The sequence below is a fragment of the Formosa sp. Hel1_31_208 genome, from assembly GCF_900104785.1.
In the GTDB taxonomy this organism is placed as follows: Bacteria; Bacteroidota; Bacteroidia; order Flavobacteriales; family Flavobacteriaceae; genus Psychroserpens.
Window position 1 is genome coordinate 2,830,728 of record NZ_LT629733.1, and the last position, 20,488, is coordinate 2,851,215.

The 20,488-nt window shown below is 34.9% G+C and carries 19 protein-coding genes and 1 riboswitch; of the genes, 10 read left to right on the forward strand and 9 right to left on the reverse strand.

Annotation, left to right across the window (positions count from 1 at the left end; genetic code table 11):
- Window positions 1-2 precede the first annotated feature (2 nt).
- Entirely contained in the window at window positions 3-1,481 is a 1,479-nt protein-coding gene (locus tag BLT57_RS12800) for an aminopeptidase P N-terminal domain-containing protein (RefSeq protein WP_091426203.1), read from the reverse strand.
- 188 nt (window positions 1,482-1,669) lie between these two features.
- On the opposite strand from BLT57_RS12800, the gene gcvT reads away from it, so the two are divergent.
- The 5 genes from gcvT to BLT57_RS12825 all read left to right on the forward strand — a co-directional run bounded on the left by gcvT (window position 1,670) and on the right by BLT57_RS12825 (window position 6,933).
- A complete protein-coding gene (gcvT, locus tag BLT57_RS12805; RefSeq protein ID WP_091426205.1) occupies window positions 1,670-2,752 on the forward strand; it encodes a glycine cleavage system aminomethyltransferase GcvT in 1,083 nt (360 codons plus the stop codon).
- Between the two features lie 22 nt (window positions 2,753-2,774).
- Window positions 2,775-3,611 (forward strand): sugar nucleotide-binding protein, encoded by an 837-nt coding sequence (locus BLT57_RS12810; protein WP_091426207.1) that lies wholly within the window; start codon window positions 2,775-2,777, stop codon window positions 3,609-3,611.
- Window positions 3,612-3,721: 110 nt separating this feature from the next.
- A complete protein-coding gene (locus tag BLT57_RS12815; RefSeq protein WP_091426210.1) occupies window positions 3,722-4,012 on the forward strand; it encodes a 4a-hydroxytetrahydrobiopterin dehydratase in 291 nt (96 codons plus the stop codon).
- A gap of 46 nt (window positions 4,013-4,058) precedes the next feature.
- Entirely contained in the window at window positions 4,059-6,116 is a 2,058-nt protein-coding gene (locus BLT57_RS12820) for a carboxy terminal-processing peptidase (protein WP_091426212.1), read from the forward strand.
- 94 nt (window positions 6,117-6,210) lie between these two features.
- Window positions 6,211-6,933, forward strand: coding sequence for a YebC/PmpR family DNA-binding transcriptional regulator (locus BLT57_RS12825; protein WP_091426214.1), 723 nt, complete (start codon window positions 6,211-6,213; stop codon window positions 6,931-6,933).
- A 52-nt stretch (window positions 6,934-6,985) separates the two neighbouring features.
- Here the strand turns inward: BLT57_RS12825 and BLT57_RS12830 are convergent, their stop codons facing one another.
- Both BLT57_RS12830 and BLT57_RS12835 read right to left on the reverse strand, forming a co-directional pair.
- On the reverse strand, window positions 6,986-8,221 hold the full coding sequence (locus BLT57_RS12830; RefSeq protein WP_231928702.1) for a glycosyltransferase: 1,236 nt from the start codon (window positions 8,219-8,221) through the stop codon (window positions 6,986-6,988).
- Between the two features lie 7 nt (window positions 8,222-8,228).
- The gene (locus tag BLT57_RS12835) at window positions 8,229-8,696 is read right to left on the reverse strand and encodes a heme-binding domain-containing protein (protein WP_091426216.1); all 468 of its coding nucleotides are present in this window, start codon (window positions 8,694-8,696) and stop codon (window positions 8,229-8,231) included.
- Between the two features lie 48 nt (window positions 8,697-8,744).
- Between BLT57_RS12835 and BLT57_RS12840 the strand changes: the two genes are divergently transcribed.
- Window positions 8,745-9,311 (forward strand): adenylosuccinate lyase, encoded by a 567-nt coding sequence (locus BLT57_RS12840; protein ID WP_091426218.1) that lies wholly within the window; start codon window positions 8,745-8,747, stop codon window positions 9,309-9,311.
- Here the strand turns inward: BLT57_RS12840 and BLT57_RS12845 are convergent.
- A complete protein-coding gene (locus BLT57_RS12845; protein WP_091426221.1) occupies window positions 9,308-10,288 on the reverse strand; it encodes a DUF1028 domain-containing protein in 981 nt (326 codons plus the stop codon). The two genes, BLT57_RS12840 and BLT57_RS12845, sit on opposite strands and share 4 nt — an antisense overlap.
- 88 nt (window positions 10,289-10,376) lie before the next feature.
- On the opposite strand from BLT57_RS12845, the gene purB reads away from it, so the two are divergent.
- The gene (gene purB / locus BLT57_RS12850) at window positions 10,377-11,720 is read left to right on the forward strand and encodes an adenylosuccinate lyase (RefSeq protein WP_091426223.1); all 1,344 of its coding nucleotides are present in this window, start codon (window positions 10,377-10,379) and stop codon (window positions 11,718-11,720) included.
- Between the two features lie 409 nt (window positions 11,721-12,129).
- Here the strand turns inward: purB and BLT57_RS12860 are convergent, their stop codons facing one another.
- Genes BLT57_RS12860 through BLT57_RS12875 form a run of 4 tightly spaced genes read right to left on the reverse strand, consistent with a single transcriptional unit; the run spans window position 12,130 to window position 14,266 of the window.
- Entirely contained in the window at window positions 12,130-12,675 is a 546-nt protein-coding gene (locus BLT57_RS12860; protein ID WP_091426226.1) for a DUF4252 domain-containing protein, read from the reverse strand.
- A gap of 4 nt (window positions 12,676-12,679) precedes the next feature.
- Complete coding sequence (locus tag BLT57_RS12865; protein ID WP_091426228.1) at window positions 12,680-13,249, reverse strand: DUF4252 domain-containing protein; 570 nt, start codon at window positions 13,247-13,249, stop codon at window positions 12,680-12,682.
- A 5-nt stretch (window positions 13,250-13,254) separates the two neighbouring features.
- Window positions 13,255-13,770 (reverse strand): hypothetical protein, encoded by a 516-nt coding sequence (locus BLT57_RS12870; protein ID WP_091426230.1) that lies wholly within the window; start codon window positions 13,768-13,770, stop codon window positions 13,255-13,257.
- Window positions 13,757-14,266 carry an RNA polymerase sigma factor gene (locus tag BLT57_RS12875; RefSeq protein WP_091426232.1) on the reverse strand — a complete coding sequence of 170 codons (510 nt, stop codon included), beginning with the start codon at window positions 14,264-14,266 and terminating at the stop codon, window positions 13,757-13,759. Before BLT57_RS12875 ends, BLT57_RS12870 begins: the two co-directional genes overlap by 14 nt.
- Before the next feature lie 169 nt (window positions 14,267-14,435).
- Here BLT57_RS12875 and BLT57_RS12880 point away from each other — a divergent pair, with 169 nt between their 5' ends.
- Complete coding sequence (locus tag BLT57_RS12880; RefSeq protein WP_091426233.1) at window positions 14,436-15,875, forward strand: S41 family peptidase; 1,440 nt, start codon at window positions 14,436-14,438, stop codon at window positions 15,873-15,875.
- A 36-nt stretch (window positions 15,876-15,911) separates the two neighbouring features.
- On the opposite strand, the gene BLT57_RS12885 is transcribed toward BLT57_RS12880, so the two are convergent.
- Complete coding sequence (locus BLT57_RS12885) at window positions 15,912-17,843, reverse strand: TonB-dependent siderophore receptor (RefSeq protein WP_091426235.1); 1,932 nt, start codon at window positions 17,841-17,843, stop codon at window positions 15,912-15,914.
- Between the two features lie 64 nt (window positions 17,844-17,907).
- Window positions 17,908-18,115, reverse strand: a riboswitch (cobalamin riboswitch).
- A 192-nt stretch (window positions 18,116-18,307) separates the two neighbouring features.
- Here BLT57_RS12885 and BLT57_RS12890 point away from each other — a divergent pair.
- Window positions 18,308-19,462 carry an ABC transporter substrate-binding protein gene (locus BLT57_RS12890; RefSeq protein WP_091426237.1) on the forward strand — a complete coding sequence of 385 codons (1,155 nt, stop codon included), beginning with the start codon at window positions 18,308-18,310 and terminating at the stop codon, window positions 19,460-19,462.
- Window positions 19,463-20,485 (forward strand): iron ABC transporter permease, encoded by a 1,023-nt coding sequence (locus tag BLT57_RS12895; RefSeq protein ID WP_091426238.1) that lies wholly within the window; start codon window positions 19,463-19,465, stop codon window positions 20,483-20,485. It abuts the gene before it with no gap.
- Window positions 20,486-20,488 lie beyond the last annotated feature (3 nt).

Consider the following 20,488-nt stretch of genomic DNA (forward strand, 5'->3'; position numbering starts at 1 on the left):
TATTAATCTAAACTAGGTAGTTTTAACTCTCCCAAAACACTTTTTTGCTTCATTAGTTTTTCGATCTCATCTGAAGTTCTAGGGGCTTCAGCTGACAAGTTAATTGGTCCGTTTTCTGTAATTAAAATATCATCTTCAATTCGTACTGCTATCCCATGCCATTTAGGATCACAATTACTGCCTTCTGGAATGTAAATACCTGGCTCTACTGTTATGACCATATTGGCTTGCAAAGCTCCGTAGGTGCCCGGGTCATGCACATCCAAACCAATGTGATGTGAAGTGCCATGTGGAAAATACTGTCTAGCTTCACTCGAATTTTTGACAATACCTAGCGCTATAAGTCCTTTGTAAATGACTTCTCTGGCGGCTCTATCGGGCGATTGCATTGTATTACCAATAACCGTAGCTTTTATGCCTGCTTCTTGAGCTTCATAAACAATATCATAAATAGCTTTTTGTTCTTTGGTGAAAGTTCCGTTAGCAGGAATTGTGCGCGTCACATCCGCCGTATAGCCATGGTATTCAGCTCCTAAATCCATCAACACTAAATCGTTCTCAACTTTCATTTTATTGTTTTCGATGTAATGAAGTACACAGCCATTGTTACCAGCTCCAACGATACTAGGATATCCTTCATATTCACTTCCATATTTTTTATAAATGTACTCATGAACGCCTTGAACTTCAGTTTCAGACATATCGGGATGCATGGCTTTCATAATTTCACGTTGCCCCATTGCCGAAATTCTAACCGCTTTTTTCAGTAATATCATTTCCTCTGATGTTTTAACCTCTCTTAATCCGGCCATTAATGTTGACAGTGTTTTTGTGTCAGTTTTAACTGTTTCGCCTTCAACATTGCCATTAGTATCTACTTCAATATCGTCAGATTTGTTCTTAATTGAATAGTCATTAACAAGTTTAATTTGCGTTTTAAAAGATTGTATTAAATCATATAAATCTGCACGATTTCTCGTGTTTCTATAATCATCTCTAAAACCCATATACATAACCTTTTCAAAAGCCGTAAAGTCTATCCCAGAATTTAAAAATGCACTACCGTTGTCAACCCTATCAAAGCCTAGTTCAGATTTAGCACCTTCAACACCTAATCTGCGCCCAGTCCACTGCTCTGCTTGTGGGTTGCGCTGTTGCACGTACAATTTTTCATTATATGAATTTCCTTCCGTATCTATTTGATTTTCAGAGAAAATGACTAATACTGCATGTGGTTCTTTATATCCAGTGAGGTAATAAAAATTAGGGTCTTGATGATACACATAATCAACATCATTAGCTCTATTACGAACCGGATTTGCAAAAAACACGGCTACACTGTTTGATGGCATAGTCATTCTTAGGGCATCACGTCTCCCCTTATGAAAATCTTTACTCAAATAGTCTTGAGGTAAACCCTCTTGAGCATATCCAAATGCTAGTCCGATAAAAAATAAAAAAAAAGTAATAATAGGTTTCATATGATGTCTAATTTATGTTGACGAAAATTAACAATTATTGATCGCTTCCAAAGCAAAGAATACAATATTAACATATTTTTAATCGCTTATTAAGTTTAAAAGCATTCTAAAGAATTAATATTTTTCGATACTTTTGCGTGGTGAATTTTTAATAAAACTCACAAGCGACAATCACTAAATAATAGACGATGAAAAATACAGCATTAACCGAAACACATATAGCTCTTGGTGCTAAAATGGTGCCCTTTGCAGGTTATAACATGCCAGTGCAATATGAAGGCGTTAATATTGAACATGAAACCGTTAGAAATGCAGTAGGTGTTTTTGATGTGTCACATATGGGAGAATTCTTGATTGAAGGACCGAACGCCTTAGATTTGATACAAAAGATATCAAGTAATGACGCTTCAAAACTTACAATAGGAAAAGCACAATACAGTTGTATTCCTAATGACACTGGTGGAATTGTAGATGATTTAATCGTGTATCGTATTAAAGAAAACACTTATCTTTTAGTCGTAAATGCTAGTAATATTGAGAAAGATTGGAATTGGATCGTTTCCAAGAACGATGTTGGGGCAGAGATACGTGATTTGAGCGAAGACTATTCATTACTTGCTATTCAAGGTCCGAAAGCCGTTGAAGCAATGCAAACCTTATCTAGTCATGATTTATTTCAGATTGGCTTTTACAACTTCATAGTTGGTGATTTTGCTGGCATTGACGATGTCATCATTTCGGCTACAGGCTACACAGGAAGTGGTGGATTTGAAATCTATTGTAAAAACTCGGACGTAAAACATATCTGGGACAAAGTAATGGAAGCTGGTGCCGATTTTGGAATTAAACCAATCGGACTTGCGGCACGTGATACACTAAGACTAGAAATGGGTTACAGTTTGTATGGTAATGATATAGACGACACGACGTCTCCATTTGAAGCTGGCCTAGGTTGGATTGTGAAATTCACGAAGACTTTTACAAATTCTGAGCATTTATCAGAACAAAAAAAACGTATTCTAGAACGAAAACTTGTGGCGTTTGAACTCGATGAAAAAGGTGTTCCAAGACGGGGGTATGATATTGTAGATTCTAACGGAAAGCAAATCGGAAAAGTAACTTCAGGCACTATGTCTCCATCATTAAAGAAAGGTATTGGCTTAGGTTATGTGGCTCCTATTTTTTCTGACTTTGGAAGTAAAATTCACATTCAAGTGCGAAAAAAAGCAATTCCTGCAACTGTGATAAAGCTCCCTTTTTATAAAGGATAGTGTTAAGATTGAAGATGGTGAAATGAAGGCGTTTGAAAGTAAACATCGTATATTAATTTTAGGTGCTAGTGGATTCATTGGAAACGCTATATACAAAGAGCTCTGTGCCTATTTCAAAACTTTTGGAACTTATCGAATACCCAAAAAAGTCTTTGAAGACAATCATCAATTTTTTCAGTATGATGTTGAAAAAGACGATGTTTATGAAGTACTTGAAGCTACAAAACCATCCATCATTATCTCAAGCCTGAGAGGAGATTTTCATGCTCAAACCATCGCACATCAGCACATATCTGAATATGTATTGGCACACGAATGCAAGATTATTTTCTTATCATCAGCCAATGTTTTTGATGCCTATAGTAAATTCCCAAGTTACGAATTTGATAAAACCCTAAGCGGGAGTATGTATGGGCATTTTAAGATTAAAATTGAAAACATGTTATTGCGCCTTCCGAAGAAAAAAGTAGCTATAGTTAGATTACCTATGGTGCTCGGATCACAATCACCAAGACTTAAAGAAATAAAACAGCATTTACAGGAAAAAACAGCCATCGAAATATTTCCAAATATCATTATGAATGTTACAACCGATTCAAAGGTAACGCAGCAAATACACTACATGATTAACAGAAACAAACATGGTATTTTCCATCTGGGCAGCACAGATCTAGTTCACCATGACGAATACTTTAAAGATATTATCAAACAATTGTCTTCAAAAAATGGAGTGATCTACAAGCACGTTTATACGACAAATGAAGATCGCTATTTGGCTGTATTACCAAAGTATAACAAACTACCCAAACATCTTGAGGTCAGTAGTCTTGAAGTATTAGAAGACTTAATTAAAAACTAAATTACCACTTAAAGTTAAAATTGTTCGGTTTGTCTTTTTTTTCTAGCTTGTTACCCTTATCTCTATTATTTTTAATCAAAATACTGTACATTTAAATAAAAAACGGACCTATGAGCTTGATTAACGAAGAAAACATTGAAAAACGACTACTTCGCTTCCCTGATTGGGAATATAAAAACAATGCGTTACATGCCGAATTTGAATTTGATAATTTTAAAGATTGCTTTAGTGCAATGAGCAGAATCGCTTTTGAATGCGAAGCTCAAAATCATCATCCCAATTGGAGTAACGTCTACAATATTTTAAAGATTTCTTTATCTACCCATGATGCTGAAGGTGTTACTGAAAAAGATTTTAAATTAGCTGAAGCCATTGAATCTATTGTTGAAGTACAAGATTAAATTTTAGTTCAATATTTGATTTCTTTATCTCATTTAACGACTAGTTATGCTTAAACGTCTCCTTGTTTTTATAGGTTTTTTTGCTTTTTATTTGGCCAATAGTCAAAATAAAGGCAGGTTTTGTGACCAATTAAAAGCCCTACAAAAAACGGTAACTACCAATCATTATTTACCCAAAGCTGTAGATGATAGCTTGTCAACTCACGTATTTGATTTGTTCATACAGAGTCTTGACGAAGAGAAACGCTTACTCATTCAATCTGACATTGACGCCTTAGATGATGACCGTTTTAAACTAGATGATTATATTAAAAACAACAATTGTGAATTTATTGATAAGTATATAAACCTAGTTTCAAAACGTATCGAATCTGGTAAAACTATACTTGCCAGTTTAGAACAAGAATCCTTTGATTATTCGGGAAAAGACACACTCCGGTTTAAACCGGATTTAGAATATAACTATTTAAAAGATGAAGCCGCTATTAAGCGTTTCTGGAGCAAACGAATTCGTTATAACATTCTCTATTCACTAATAGAAACTGATTCTGTTTTAAAAACTATTAAAGCGGATTTCATAACTACGGAAAAGGAGCTTAAACCCAAACTCATTCAGAAGGAAATTTGCAAACTCAACGAACTACAAAACCAACTTGGGAGTATCGATTTATATGTAAAAGAATTGTTTTTAAACGCCTATTTACATTATCATGACCCTAACTCGTCATTCTTCAATTCTACGGAAAAAGACATGTTCGAAAACGCCTTATCTAACGATGCATATTCCTTCGGAATTATCACTGCAAAGACTGATGCTGGCGATATTATAATCGCCCATATCACGCCCGGAAGCGCTGCATTCAATGATGGAAACTTTGACGTTAACGATATTATAAAATCACTCAAAACCGACTTTGAAACTTTAGAAACTTATTGTGTATCAAACAATGATGTTTTAGCCTTTACAACTGATGAAAAACACAATACCGTTACTTTTAAAATAAAAAAAGAAAATGGCGCCATAAAAGATATAAAACTCACAAAAACGAAAACTAAAATTGAAGATAATACCGTTTCTGGATATATCATTGAAGACAAATCGAAAGTAGGCTATATTAGTATCACTAACTTTTATACCGATTTAGAATCTCCAAATGGGCTCGGTTTAGCTAATGATGTTGCAAAGGAGCTTTATAAGCTTCAAAAAGAAAATATTAAAGGCCTGATTCTCGATCTTCGTTTTAATGGCGGTGGATCGATGAAAGAAGCTTCAGATCTTTCAGGGCTGTTTATCAATAGAGGTCCGTTATCCATTTTAAAATACAACAATGGCGAAACCTATACGATACAAGATGTCAATAGTGGCTCATTGTTTACAAAGCCAATGGTTATACTCGTTAATAATTATAGTGCTTCAGCATCAGAATTTTTCGCTGCAACTATGCAAGATTATAATAGAGCCGTAATTGTAGGAGCAAGGACTCACGGTAAAGCTTCTGCTCAAGTTATATTGCCATTAGATGAAAACGAAAACCTCGGTTTTTCTAAGCTTACCATTGAAAAATTTTACCGTGTAACAGGTCAAAGTCATCAATCTAAAGGCGTTATGCCTGACATAGAATTACCTAATATTTATGACAATTTCAAAACTCAAGAACAGTACGAAGCTTATGCACTTAAAAATGATTCGATCACTGGTGTTATAAATTTTCCCCGTTTAAAGTCATTACCTATTGTCGAGTTACAAAAACGTAGCACAGCACGTGTGTCGTCAGATATCTCATTTAAAGCAATAAAAGATCTTAATCGATTGATTATTGAAAACTATTTTGAATTGGATACCGAGTATTTACTCACCTTGGATAATGTCTATCGAGAACTAATCAATTATCATAACCGATGGGAAGCTATAAACAAACCCATTAACAATCATGTATCCGAATTTGAAGTAAAAAACTCTGCGTTTAACAAAGAAAATACAAGTAATAATGCGGAAAAAAAGCGCATGAATCAATCCCTACTGCAAGAGATAAAACAAGATATATATATTGGAGAAGCTCAGACAATTCTTCAAGATTTACTCAATTTAAATCCTCTTAATTAAGGATATCCCAAAAGACTAATCTTGAGTATTGTCAATTCGATATAATTTCGATAATTTTGGCTATCACTAATACAAGTATTAAAACTACATACTAATGGGAAGAGCGTTTGAATTTCGCAAAGCAAGAAAAATGAAGCGATGGTCTGCTATGAGTAAAGCCTTTACACGCATAGGTAAAGACATTGTAATGGCAGTAAAAGAAGGTGGGCCAGATCCAGCAAGTAATTCTCGTTTACGTGCAGTCATACAAAATGCGAAGGCTGTTAACATGCCAAAAGATAACGTTGAGCGTGCTATAAAAAAAGCAAGTGAAAAAGACCAAGGCGATTATAAGGAAGTGATCTTTGAAGGCTATGCGCCTCATGGTATTGCGGTTTTAGTAGAAACTGCAACAGATAACAATACAAGAACCGTTGCTAATGTGCGTAGTTATTTTAATAAGTGCGATGGTAGCTTAGGCACTTCTGGCTCTGTAGTATTTATGTTTGACCATACCTGTAATTTTAGAATCGATGCCGAAGGTCTAGATCCAGAGGAAATTGAACTCGAGTTCATCGATTATGGTGCTGAAGAGGTGTTTGCCGATGAAGACGGTATTTTGATTTATGCACCCTTTGAAAGTTTTGGTGCTATTCAATCTGAACTTGAATCCAGAAACATAGAAATCCTATCCTCAGGTTTTGAACGCATTCCTCAAGTTACAAAAAAGCTAACGCCTGAAGACGCTGCAGATGTCGAAAAACTTCTTGAAAAGATTGAAGAAGATGATGATGTACAAAACGTATATCACACGATGGAAGAGTCAACTGAAAACTAAATACTTCTTGTAATTTTTATATCACCCGAACTTGTTTCGGGTTTTTTTATGTTTAACGTAAAGCGTTCTTTGCTTCAATCCATTTACTCATAAACTTGGTGCTCTGTAAACTATGGTGCTGCAGTAGGCCTCCAATAAAATTTTGTTGCCGATGTCTTTTTAGATGCGAAGTGATGTCATCTAATCTTATTAGAAAGTGAGTTTCAAAAACAGATTTCGAGAATTGAGAAGCTAAGATATCAAATCCTAAAAAGTACTGCTTTTCCCATTTGGATTGTTCTGTATATAATGCCACGGCTTGGTTTATAAAAACTTCAGGGGAATCGCAAATAAAGTCCGAATTTCTATTCTCAATTACACCCTCTGCTCCTATAGAAGTCGTAATGAATGGTGTTCCATTTTGCATGGCATCAAACAATTTTCCTTTTAATCCGGCACCAAAACGTACCGGAGCCAATAGGACTCTCGCACTTTGCATTATCGCATTAACATCTTGGGCAAAGCCTTTTATTAAAAACCCATCCTTTTCGTTGTGTAACTGATTTACTTTCTCTGACGCATAAGCGCCATAATTGTGTAATTCTGCTTTGGGTAATTGACGCCTAATACCTTTCCAAAGGTTTTCTTTTAAGTACAATAAAGCGTTATAATTGGGCTCGTGAAGAAAATTTCCAATACTGACAAAATGCTGGCGATCATTAAAAACCGGTTGTACTTGTTTCTGCGCTTCGGAAATATCTTCTAATAAAAACGGCACATATAGCAACAGAGAAGCATCAATTTTAAACGTCTTTTCGAGTAAGGTCATTTCAGCTTTAGATATGATTAAACTCAAATCACAGCGGTAAATACTCGCGATTTCACGCTTGGCGGTATCGTTAAACATATCCTCGGTGGTCATTTCCGAATTGGATTTGATAGCCTGCTGTCTGGCACGCCTTAAAAAATGTAAGTCTTCGGTATCTAATATTCTGACCGCTTCCGGACAGGATTCAGCAACTCGCCAACCAAATTGTTCTTCGGTCATAAAGCGATCAAATAGCACGACGTCTGGTTTCAAATGAACTATAAATTCATCAAAACTAGAATCGTTAAGCACTATTGAAACTGAAGTAACACCAATAGAATGGAGATCAAATGCGTTATCACTTTTCCCACAAGCACTAGCAAAAGTAATATGAAAATTTTGAGTTTGAAAAAACCTAATCAATTGCATCATTCGACTTCCAGCAGCAGAACTTTTAGGTTCTGGCCACACAAAGCCAATAATGAGCAGTTGTTTTTTCAAGAGTGTTTTATTCTGGTTGGATTTGAGCACTATATTGGGCTCTAACCTGTTTTCCCCATGCTACTATTGCTTCAATATCTTCATCGGTTAGGTCACCATGAGTCCATGTATAGGAAGGTAATGGCATATGACGTTCTCCAACTTCTTCAATGAGTTCTTCGATTTTATGATCTTTCTTTTTCACCGAATAACTTTCCCATCCAGACATATTAAAGTCTCCTTTTCCATGTTTAACATGATCAGCCATCCAATAATTTACAGGAGTGATATTGCTATACCATGGGTATTTTGTAACATCGCTATGGCAATCGAAGCAATTGTTTTTTAAAATCTCATGAACCGCATCTGGCGGATTAGTTTCTGTGATAAAGGCATCTACAGAAGCCATATCGCCTTCATTCTTATCTGGTCCGAAAAATTGCATAATAACAAAAACAATCAATAGCGCAACAAGTATCTTTTTTAGGATTTTCATCTGTAAATATTTATTTATTTTTATTGATATAAAAATACAAAAATCAAAGTGACAACAAACGAACTTTATCAAGAATTAAATTACGTGAATCATTCTCGTGAAAAGCGTTTGTATTATGCACATCTGGTCATTAGTGATCCCACTTTAATTCCTAAACTAATGCATATCTTATTCAGGGTTGACGACAAAATATCATGCCGTGCGGCTTGGGTATTTGAATTTATGTGCGGTGAACATTTAGAGACTTGCATCCCTCATTTGGACGAGTTTACAGAACAACTACATAAAGTTCATCTGGACTCAGCAGTGCGCCCTGTAGCTAAAGTTTGTGAGTATTTAGTGAAAGCCTATTATTCTAAAGACAATAACGCCATAAAATCAGCACTTACTCAGAAACATCGTGAGAAAATCATTGAAGCTTGTTTTGATTGGATGATTAATGATGAGAAAATTGCACCTAAAGCTTATGCCATGAATACTTTGTTTTTACTTGGAAAAGACGCGGATTGGATTCATCCTGAACTGGCCATGATATTAGAACGTGATTACCAAATACAGAGTTCGGGATTTAAAGCTAGAGCACGGCAAATTTTAAAGAAGATTAAAAAACATTAAAGCTTCATGACTTTCTCTAATTCTTCTTCTGAAATTACCAATAACTTGCTTTTCTTTAAACGCGACGTCAATTCTCGCCAATTATTATCTTGCTCAAAAATGGTTGTTAATATGGGATGTGCTTTGGTATATTCTTTATTGTTCAATAAGTTTATCGCATACCAATATTGCATCTCAAGATTATCAGGAAATAACTTTTGAGCACTTAAATACAAATTTTCGGCTTCATGAGAATCTCCAGCTTCCATGGCTAAATCTCCTTTATTCATGAAATCGTAAGCTTTATGAATATTTACCAAACGTTCTAATTCTGAAATAGGATTCTCATGATCTTCAACACGTAAATCCATAATGGTATCTTCCCATGAATTTCCAGTTGCTGTACCTTTAACTATTAAAATCGCTGCCGACTGCCTGCCCCGTATATCACCTTTTTCAGCTTCAGCTGCCTTTAAAGCAGCAATAATGCGCTCACTCAAAGTGCCTTCAGTAGTTTCAAATGCATTCGCCATGGCATCCCAAACTGTATTTTTAAGCATCATATTGGCTTGAACCGAGAAGTTTTTTCCTTGTTGGTGTCCTGCAGCCTCGATACATAATTCACCTGTATGTGTGGCGACATCGCCATTCGTATTTAAAAAAGCTACTTGCCGATACATTTCACCAGAATCATTTGATATCAATACATCTAAGGCTTGTTGCGGACTCAGACCTTGCTCCATCAAAGCCAATCCTCTTGGACCATAACTAGGATTTACTAATGATTGAGTGGCAATTACTCCTACTCCTGCTTTAGCATATGTCACCGTGGTGCCCACACTAAACCAATGCGATTGCACAGCCACGCCAATATCGCCTGTAACAGAGTCTCTAGCAACAATAGAATAGGTATGCGTAAACGGTTCAGATTTTTTATAGACTTGTGAAGACATCATTTGAAAACTTAAAATAAAAAGAAAGAGATATAGCTTGTTCATACTAAAATTTTTATCCTCGAAGATAACCAAATTATCTTCAATTTAAGCCTCAAATTACCTATCTTTGCTGCTTCAAAATACACAAGCAATGTCAATATCATCTCTCAACGCCATCTCACCTATTGATGGTAGATATAGAAGTAAAGTCAAAAATTTAGCGCCTTATTTTTCTGAAGAAGCGCTCATCAAATACCGCGTGCTGGTAGAAATTGAATACTTTATTGCGTTATGTGAAGCTGAATTACCTCAGCTATCAACTGTTGATACTGCAGTCTTTGAAGATTTAAGGTCTATTTATAAAGACTTTACTACTAAAGATGCTCAAGCTATTAAAGATATTGAAGCTATTACCAATCATGATGTTAAAGCCGTTGAATACTTTATTAAAGAGCAATTTGACAAACTCAATTTATCGCAATACAAAGAGTTTATTCATTTCGGATTAACCTCTCAAGATATCAATAATACGGCTATACCTTTGAGTTTAAAAGAGGCCATGAATGATGTTTATGTGCCAGAATATTTTGAACTTCTAAATAAACTTAAGGTTCTATCCGAAGATTGGAAAGACATTTCAATGCTTGCCAGAACACACGGACAACCGGCATCTCCAACTCGTTTAGGAAAAGAAATCCAAGTTTTTGTTGTGCGACTTGAAGAACAATTTAACTTATTAAATGACGTCCCAAGTGCTGCCAAATTTGGTGGTGCAACAGGTAATTTTAATGCCCATAAAGTAGCCTATCCTAATATAGATTGGAAAGCGTTCGGAACTAAATTTGTTCAAGAGAGATTAGGATTACAGCATTCATTTCCGACGACGCAAATTGAGCATTATGATCATATGGCTGCTTTATTTGATACGTTAAAACGAATTAATACCATCATCATTGATTTAAATCGCGATATGTGGACCTATGTATCTATGGATTACTTCAAACAAAAAATTAAGAAAGGTGAAGTTGGAAGTAGTGCCATGCCGCACAAAGTGAATCCAATAGATTTTGAAAACTCTGAAGGCAATTTAGGTTTAGCTAATGCCATTTTTGAACATTTATCAGCAAAGTTACCAATTTCAAGATTGCAACGTGACCTCACAGACAGTACGGTATTGCGTAATGTTGGTGTTCCTTTTGGACACACGCTTATTGGATTTAAATCAACATTAAAAGGATTAAACAAACTGTTACTCAATGCCCCTAAGTTTGCTCAAGATTTAGAAAACAATTGGGCTGTGGTTGCTGAAGCGATACAAACTATTCTGCGCCGAGAAGCCTATCCAAATCCTTATGAAGCTTTAAAAGGCTTAACAAGAACCAACGAGACTATTAATGAACGTTCTATTTCAGAATTTATTGATACTTTAGAGGTCTCCGAAGCCATTAAATCGGAATTAAAAGCAATCAATCCAAATAATTACACCGGTATCTAAAATGCTATCAAGAAACACATTAACATTGATTTATTCGGGGCTCATTTTTGCAGGGTTTTTCGTGTCAGGTGTGTTGGATATTTTAGATCTTTTTATTGTGAAAGTTTTATTGTTTGCCGCATTGGGAGTATTAGGGATTCACCTTTTGTTAATAGTCTTAAAAGATTCTGAAAACGAAACAAACGAAAATTAATTGCGATTATTTTTGTTGTTGATAGACACTTGCCAATACCTCAAAGGGTGATACTCATTGTTACATAAAAACACTTTATAAGGTTTTTAACATCGATTTCTCTGGTCAAAAATTGATATACAGCACTACATTGATTGGTGAATTACAGCTCTAAAAGCAAAAACCACCTCAAGTAAATTGAAGTGGTTTTCTATTAACATTTTAAATAAGATTCAGTTATTTAAAAAATTTAGTAATATCTTTAATCTGACTTTCTTCGATATTAGATTCGTCTAAAACAGAAGTTAGTTGCATAATTTTATTGAAATTCATATCGTCTCCAAGAATTCTTACAACGGCAAACCCAGTGTCTTTAGAATTTCCTAAAAGTATAAACTCATCAACATCGTCGCCATCTCCAATACATTTTACAATAAACTTTCCGTCTGTAGAATTTCCACCACGCATGAGTTCTTCATACTTAGGGTCTTTCAAAATGGTTTGAACTTTCTTGTATTCAGCTTCCATCTCTTCTTGATTATCTGCATCGGAAACATAAGCAATCATGCTTAGTTTTTCTACCGATTCATAGGCCTCAAGTTGTTCTGGAGTGAGTTGATCTTCATCGATATTAAGCATACTCACAGGCACATCTAGAGATGTAAAACCTGGTGCTAATTCGTTATCGACATAATAAGTTTGAAGTGTTAAACCCTGATTGCAACTTTGTAAAGTTACAACCAGAATTAACATCTTGATTATGGTTTTGATTGATGTATGCATGTTCTTATTTTTGTTTTCCAGCTTTCTTTAACTGATCACCACCTGGCATGTTCATTTGGTTTGTCAACTTTGAGATTTGTCTCAAATCGATATCACCAGTAAGCGTTAATAAAACCGTTTCAACTTCTCTTTTCTTTCCATTGATAGTGATATCTTGACCGTTTGTAAATTCTTTTAAACCATTAACGAACATTAAAAGTTCTTTCACGTGGTTTTCATCTTTTCCTTCAAGCACATAAAACTTCACAGTTTGGTCACCATCTTTGATACGCATTAACTCTTCTAACTTAGATGTTCTTAAATACTTAGTCACTGTGGCATTCATATCTGCTGAAATTTTCTCGTCTCCAGTTGTGAATACTTTAAGTCCTGTGATATTTTTCGCCATGTCGATATACTCCTGAGCCTCAGGATCATCTACATCAACACCCATAGTAGCGAGCATTTTGAACATTTTTTGATTAACGACTACTGACATTACTCCTTCTTGATCTTCATACTTGTCAAAGATAGTTTGTGCAAACGTCACTGACGATGTTAAAGCAATGGCTAATATTAATATTAACTTCTTCATAATTTCTAGTTTTTAAGTGTTTTTTTCTTTACTAATTTGTTTGTTGTTTTCGCAAATTCACTCATGTGATTTACTTGTTCTGCACCTTTATTAAAACTGGTAGATACAAGGCCCAGTGTATTCACGCTACTTGCTGCATCATTAAAACTTGAAGACAGTAAGGCTAACGCTTCTTTGGTTTGGTTGTAGGCTTGAAGTTGCTCTGATTTTGAATAACCTTCTATTAGAGCGTCTTTATCACCTCCCAAAACATTAGGGATTAAAATTCCCAACATAAGAACCGCAACTGCTGCGACAGAAATCCATTGATAGATATAGCTTTTTCTAGGGTTTAATGGAACGTCTTTGGTATATAGTTCTTGTTTTGTGCTGTTAAAGTATTGAAACATGACTTTGTACGACTCTAAATGTGGAGCGATATCCTCCTGAGCAAAATAAGCCTTAAGCTGCTGCTCTTCCTTTAGCGTAGTTTCGCCGTTATCATACTTTTCCAGTAATTTTTCGATATTATTTAATACCATAGCGATGTGTATTAGTTAATTTTTCTCTTATTGTTTTTCTAGCTCTTGATAAAGCGACTCTAATGGCTGTAGGGTTCATATCCACTACTTTTGCTATGTCTTCAAAGTCATAATCTTCTATATCTCTGAGCTGTAATATTATTTTTTGTTGTTCTGGTAATTCTTCAATGATTTTTGAAACCCAATCAACACTATCTTTATTCTCTACTTGTGTTTGTAAAGACGTGTTATTATCTTGATAATTACTGTGAACAATTTTTAAATTTTGTGCTTGTTTCGATTTTAAGCGATCTAAGCAAAAATTCTTTGTCATTGTCATTGAAAACGCTTCTACATTTTTGTAATCTGCTATTTTCTCATTATTGCGCCACAACTTCATTAAAATCTCTTGTGTAGCATCTTCAGCTTCTTCCGTAGAAACTAAAAGTCTTTTTGCTAGCCTAAAGACCTTATCCTTAAAAGGCATTACCAATTTTGTAAAATCAGCTTGTGTCATTTGTGGTTTGTTAGTTCAAAACAGTTGATTATTCTGCTTCTTGTTATTACGACGAACAACTTTAAGTTTTGTTACACGATATTTTTTAATTCACAATAATGTAAGTAAATTTATAGTTTACTAGACCAATACTCCTGTTGGTTTATTATAATATTGAAAAAGAAAAATTATGCGATTATTAAAATTTAGCCTGCTCGCTCTTTTGGTCATATCGTTGAGTAGTTGTTTCGAGGATCGAGATGACAATGCTATTAGTGCAAGTGAAATTAACGATTTTGTTTGGAAAGGTATGAATGCAGTTTATCTTTATAAAGATGAAATTCCTGATCTAGCAAATGACCGATTCACAACCAATAACGAATACGCCAGTTACCTTAATAGTTTCACTTTCCCAGAAAATTTATTCGAAAGTGTCATTTACGAGCGTGAAACTATAGATCGTTTTAGTGTTATCATTCCAGATTATATAGCATTTGAACAGTTAATTGGTGGGACATCTTTAAGTAGCGGACTTGAATTTAACTTCTATTTTAAACCAGGAAGTAGTACTGAGGTGTTTGGAATTATTCGACTCGTACTCAATAATAGTGTCGCCGATAATTTAGGGTTACAACGCGGTCAAATTTTTGATGCTGTCAATGGAACACCGTTAACAGAAGACAATTTAAGTAGCCTGATTAACCAGGATAGTTATACACTCAATTTTGCAACCTACAATGATAATGGAACCACAATAATTGACGATGATACTATTGTCCCTTCCATGGATAGTGTTCAACTCACCAAAGCTGTATACAGTGAAAACCCAGTACATCAAACAGAGATTATTGATGTGGATGGTGAAAATGTGGGCTATCTCGTATATAATGGATTTAATGCCAATTTTAATAGTCAATTGAATGCCGCATTTTCTGAATTTGCTGCAAACAATGTGCAACATTTAATATTAGACTTAAGATACAATCCTGGAGGATCTGTCAACACTGCAGTCCTATTAGGGAGTATGGTCACGGGTCAGTTTACAGGAGATGTGTTTTCAAAACTCGTTTATAATAGTGGATTACAAGAGTTTAATACTGAATTTCCTTTTGTCAATAGCTTTGATGGCCAGAGCATTAATAATCTCAATTTAAATAAGGTCTACGTATTAACCACTGCTCGTTCTGCTTCAGCCAGCGAATTAGTGATTAATAGTTTGGGTGCTTATATTGATGTCATTCAGATAGGCGATTTTACAACTGGAAAGACACAAGCTTCTGTGACAATTTATGATTCTCCAGACTTGACTTCAAATAACATCAATCCAAACCATACCTATGCGATGCAACCTTTAGTAGCGAATTCTATTAATGTGAATGATATTGCCGTTCCTGGCAATGGATTAACTCCAGATATTACCTTAATTGAATCCCCCAGTAACTTTGGGACTTTAGGTGATATCAATGAACCTTTATTGGCTGCTGCATTGGCAGACATACAAGGACTAGGTAGGTTTAGTCAACCAAGTATCGAATTCAGAACTCTCAAAACAAATATCGATCTCAAACCTTATGAAGATGGTTTGTTTATTGACAATGATTGGTTTTTTAATCGACTTGAATTTGAATAATATAGAAAAAGCCACTTTCACAAGTGGCTTTTTCATTTATAAACTTAGCGTAAACCCTATATTAATATTTCGTCCTCTGGTAGTATAACCAAACAACTCTTCATACGCTTCGTTTAAAATATTATTGCAATTAGTAAATACTGTTAATTTGTCTTTCATAACAATATGACTCACATACAGATCTAGTAAACTAAATGCTTTCAAATTTACCATTTCACTCTCAAACGTGTTGTTATTAAAAAATGTATCATCACGATCATCATTAAATTGATAGTTTAAATTCATGAACGTTTTTTTATTTAATTGGTACTCTAATGCAGCATTAACTTTTAGTTCTGGAATTCTTAAGTCGAAATTCTCGTCCACTTGAGTGTAGGTTGCATTTGCTTTGAGCTTTAGAGTTTTGGTTAAAGCAAGGTCTGCAACTAGCTCTATCCCACTGGCTGTAAATTCATCTTCAACATTGGTGTACTGAAATATAAAATTTCCCTGGTCTATGAAATTGACGAAGTTTTTTTCTCGACGATTAAAATACACCAAAGAAAACGTTGCTTTGTCCTTTAAATGCAGTTCTGCTCCTACTTCAACAGTGGTGTTTTCTTCTGGCTTTAATTCTATATTTCCGAAGGAAGGCTCAAACAATTGGTATAACGATGGCGCGATAAAGGCTGTGCTGTAACTTGCCAATCCTTTTAAGTAACCAAATTCAAATTCTTTTATAACCGACGGATTTAAACTATACACGACATGGTTTCCATATTCACTGTGATTATTCAATCGCAAACCTGCGTTTACATTAAGTCCAAAGTTGGATACATAAACCACATTTGCATAAGGATCAATAATTGTAAAAGACGCATTTTCAGGATTAATATCTTGTACAAAATCAGATTCCCCAAAAGGAATTGATAAACTTTCAATTTCATTTTGCTGAGTATTTACGCCAAGCACAGTATAAAATTTATCGCTAAAATTATATTTATTGTAGATATCACCTACGAAACTTTCAGCTTTAAACTGTATCGGAAAACTCGACTGAATATCACGTTCTATGGCATTATAGGCCGCATTTAAAGTTATACTTCCTTTTCTGTAGCTTAACTCAGGAGAGATTCCAATCCTGTATTGACTTGTAGTAGATAAATTATCTGCATCTGTAAAAGTAAAACCTTCATCAAATTCAGCTTTAAACGTATCAAAACTGGTATAGGTATTCAATTTAAAAGCATCAGAAAACTGATATCCTAATTTCAAATACCCATTATATGTATTAAAAGCATCCGTTTCTTCGCCTGAAGATACTGCCGACAAACCGTTGGTATATTGTTGTCCGAAACTTGCTAAATAATTAAACGTATCGGTTGTTCCACTAACAGATACACTATTTAAAAAATTCTCTATTGCGTAATCATTGTCCTTTTGAGATTGATTGGTCCCAAACGTACTTCTTAAATTAATCACGAACGCATCCTTAGCTACCTGTTTCAACTTAATATTAATCACGGCCGAAGCGGCGCCTGATCCATAAAGCGTGCTAGAAGCCCCTTTTAAAATTTCGATACTCTCCACTTGATCTGCATTAAGTAAACGTAAATCGTAATCGTTAGCAATTTGTGAAGCATCTGTAACTGCAATTCCATCAATTACGATGAGCACTTGACGATTACGTCCACCACGAACAAAGTAATTTAGATTTTGACCGGCGTTACTTCGGGTTCCATTAATTTCAATTCCAACAGTATTATTGATGATATCTGCCACAGATTTCCCTTGTAGATTTTGGAGTTCTTTCTGGGTGATCTTTGTAATCACCTTACCAGAGTTTTCTCTTTTTAGTTTGAATTTTGAATCGGTAACAACAACTTCTTCTAATTGTTCTATTTTTAGTGAATCTGACTGTTGTTGTGCCATACCAAAATACGATATGGTAATGGACAGCATGACAAGAACTCTCAATTTTGTATGCATTATAACAAAATAATACTCGGAATCGCATGGATTATCATACGTAAACTTTTATCCCGAAAGTTTAACTTCTATGTTTGAATTTGGCAGGTCTCCTGACTTGCGTCTTGTTATGCGTCTTCCCAGAAAATTAGATCTAGTGACTTTGAAGGTTATAACAAGCGTTGTAGCTTACAGTTGCGGGAACAGTTCTGGATTAGAAAATGAATTTCGCACCAGATTCCCTTTTAATTCATTCAGTTGAACTGAATAAAACCTAAATTCGAGCCAAAAGTAGCAGGAATTTTAATCGCAGACTAAATAATTTTACTTTTTCTTATGCATTTTATAAATGAGGTAAATAAATCCTATTAAAAAATGAAGTATTATAAGTCCTGCTGCTATATATATTGTTAAATTTGAATTATCGTGCATACCAATTAATTTATATCAATTTTAGAGATTAGCTCACACCCTAACGGTTACAAATGTTACACAATAAGACTCTAGTTATTGCATTTCTTAGCTTTCTATCACTATTTAGTTGTATTGAAGACAAAGGTTTAAATCGAACACTACCTGCTGATGAAAACCAATCCAAAAACAAATATGCTGAAGGATTTTTAATTGAGACCTATGACAATTATAACATTTTAACCATTACAAATCCATGGCCAAATGCTCACAAAAGTTATCGATATGCCTTGATTCCAAAAGAAAATGCTGCAAAAACCACCCTTAATAAAGACGATTACGACGGGATATTAATTACACCCATCGAACGTATTGTTATCACCTCAACTACGCACGTTCCTGCTCTGGAATTACTTAACGTTGAGCATACCTTAGTTGGTTTTCCAGGAACGAATTATATATCTTCAGAAAAGACCCGAGAACGCATCGAAAAAGGCAATATAAGAGAACTGGGAAAAAATGAAGGTATCAATACAGAAGTCTTACTTGAATTAAGACCTGAAGTGGTAATAGCCTTTGGTGTAGATGGCACCAATAAAAGTATGGAAATAGTTTCCAAAGGCAGAATACCCGTTATTTATAATGGTGACTGGGTTGAAAAATCTCCTCTAGCCAAAGCTGAATGGATCAAATTTTTTGGAGCATTATATCAAAAAGAAAAAGAAGCTGACTCCCTATTCAACCAAATTGAGCATGACTATTTAGAAGCAAAAACTATAGCCTCAAAAGCCATATCACAACCTACAGTGTTGTGTGGTGCAATGCATAAAGACGTGTGGTACTTACCAAATGGCTCAAGCCCAGAAGCTCAATTTTTAAAGGATGCGAATGTTAATTATCTATGGAGTGAAACTACAGAATCTGGTAGTATTGCCTTAAGTTTTGAAGCTGTTTTTGAAAGAGCAAAGGACGCTCAACTCTGGTTGAGTCCATCGTATTATGCTAGTTATGAGGCCTTAAGACAATCGAATTCTCATTATACTGAATTTGATGCTTTTAAAAATAGACATATCTTTACTTTTTCTAATACCACTGGAACATCGGGAGGTGTAATTTATTACGAACTAGGCACCGCAAGACCAGACCTCGTTTTAAAAGATATGATAAAAATTTGTCATCCAGACTTACTGAATAACTATGACACTACGTTTTTTAAACCTTTAGATTAATTGAATTCTAAATTCACATATTCATATATACTCCTTGTGGTAATTCTATTACTATGTTTTGTAGCCAATATTAATTTGGGTTCTGTCAGTATTCCTATGAGTGAAGTTTTTAAAAGTATTTTTGGTCTTTCTGAAAGTGATTCTTGGCAATATATTATTCAGAGTTACCGACTACCTAAAGCCATAACGGCAATATTAGTTGGATCAGGGTTGGGCATTTCAGGATTATTGATGCAAACACTTTTTAGAAATCCATTAGCTGGGCCATTTGTATTAGGGATAAGTTCTGGAGCTAGCCTAGGTGTGGCCCTAGTAATTTTAGGCTCTAGTTTGTTTGGAGGTGTTTTTGCAACCGCATTAATCTCAAAATGGAGTATAGTCATTGCAGCCAGTTTGGGGAGCTTTATAGTGTTACTAGCGGTTCTGATAGTGTCTTCTAAAGTAAGAGATACCATGGCAATTTTAATTATTGGGTTGATGTTTGGAAGTATTACAGCTGCCGTTGTTAGTGTACTTTCTTATTTTAGTTCTGCGGAACAATTGCAACAATATATTTTTTGGGGCTTTGGAAGCTTAGGAAATTTATCTTGGAATGAACTCTTCATTTTCTTTTGCATCTATCTTGTCGGATTAATTTTAACCATTACCTCTATTAAATCCCTAAACACCTTATTACTAGGCGAAAACTACGCAAAAAGCTTAGGTTTGAACATCAAACAAAGTCGATTTATCATTATTATAGCAACGAGTTTATTAGCAGGAACCATTACAGCTTTTGCTGGCCCTATTGCTTTTATTGGACTGGCAATCCCACATATGACCAGGCAAATTTTTAAAACCTCTAATCATAAAATATTGTTACCAGCAGTGTTTTTGTTTGGAGCCATTGTGATGCTTATTTGTGACAGTATTGCACAGCTACCAACAAGTGATTACACCTTACCTATTAATGCCATTACCTCTTTAATTGGTGCTCCGGTAGTGGTATGGCTATTGGTGAGACAACGAAAAATGGTATTTTAAATT